The sequence below is a fragment of the Streptomyces sp. UH6 genome (genome assembly GCF_013421635.1).
Classification (GTDB): domain Bacteria; phylum Actinomycetota; class Actinomycetes; order Streptomycetales; family Streptomycetaceae; genus Streptomyces; species Streptomyces abyssomicinicus.
In genome coordinates this window covers 1-1,467 of the sequence record NZ_JACADT010001220.1, presented here as the reverse complement: position 1 = coordinate 1,467, position 1,467 = coordinate 1, and the positions used below count along the sequence as shown (strand labels likewise).

1 pseudogene is annotated in these 1,467 nt (G+C 71.0%); it reads left to right on the top strand.

Features of this window, described 5'->3' with window-relative positions:
• A pseudogene (locus tag HW445_RS30755) lies at positions 1 to 1,349 on the top strand (D-alanyl-D-alanine carboxypeptidase); the annotation flags it as partial.
• Between the last annotated feature and the right edge of the window lie 118 nt (positions 1,350 to 1,467).

Genomic DNA, 1,467 nt, shown 5'->3' with positions numbered 1-1,467 from the left:
CCACCACCGGGACCACCGCGATCCCCCAGGTCGGTCCCGAACGCACCACGCAGCAGCCGCTGCCGCCCAAGCCCCCGCTGGACCTGCTCGCCGAGCTGACCAACACCCCGCCGCCGCCGGACACCCTGCCGCGCCGGGTGGTCCGCCGGGTCAAGATCTGGACCCCGGTCGTGGCGCTGCTGGCGATCGTCCTCGCGATCGTCCAGATGGTCCGTCCGCTGCCCGAGCCGTCCCTGGTGCTGACCGCCGAGGACACCCACCGCTTCGGCGGCGACCCGGTCGCCCTCCCGTGGCCCGGCGAGGGCCAGGGCTGGATGGACGTCACCGGCATCGGGACCGTCGACCACTTCGGCGACCAGAAGCCCGTGCCGATCGCCTCGGTCACGAAGTCGATGACCGCGTACGTGATCATGAAGGAGAACCCGCTCAAGCCCGGCGAGGCGGGGCCCGACATCCCGGTCGACGCGCTCGCCGAGAAGGAGGGCGGCTACGACAAGACGGGTGACGAGTCGACGCTCAACAGCGTCAAGGAGGGCGACAAGCTCAGCCTCCGCGACGCCCTGTCCGCCGTCATGATCCCGTCCGCGAACAACATCGCGCGCCTGCTGGCCCGTTGGAACGCCGGCTCGGAGTCCGCGTTCGTCGAGAAGATGAACAAGACCGCCCAAGAGCTCGGCATGAAGAACACCACCTACACCGACCCCTCGGGCCTCAAGGCGTCGACCGTCTCCACGGCCGAGGACCAGGTGAAGCTGGGCGTCGAGATGATGAAGATGCCGGGCATGGTGGACATCACCGCGCAGGGCTCCTGGAAGGACCCGTACGGGAACCTGCACTACAACTACAACACCCTCGTCCCGTACGACGGCGCGATCGGCATCAAGACCGGCTCGACCACCAAGGCCGGCGGCAACCTGCTCTTCGCCGCCACCAAGGAGGTCGGCGGCGAGACGGTGACCTTGGTCGGCGCGGTCCTCGGCCAGCACAAGAGCCCCATCCTGGACACCGTGAACGCGGTCTCCAAGACGGCGATGCTGGCCACCCAGGAGGCGCTGGCCGCGGAGACCATCCTCAAGAAGGGCGACATCGTCGGCCACGTCGACGACGGGCTCGGCGGCCGGACCCCCGTGGTCGTCTCCGAGGACGTCACGGCGGTCGGATGGGCCGGGCACGAGGTCAAGCTGACCTTCGAGCCCAAGGAGAGCCTGCCGCACGTCGCCTCCGCCGGGACCGAGGTCGGCACGCTGACCGTCGGCGACGCCGAGGGCGGAGCCGTCAAGGTGCCGGTGCAGTTGCAGGGCGACCTGGCCGAGCCGGGCGTCGGAGCCAAGCTGACCCGCATCGCCTGAGCGGCGCGGGCCCGCCCGCGGAGCCCGCACCCACCACGCGCCCTGCCGTGGACCGCCGACCAGGCGTTCCGCGGCAGGGCGCCGTGCTAGCGTCGCCGGTCAGTCCGGCGGCGGAACC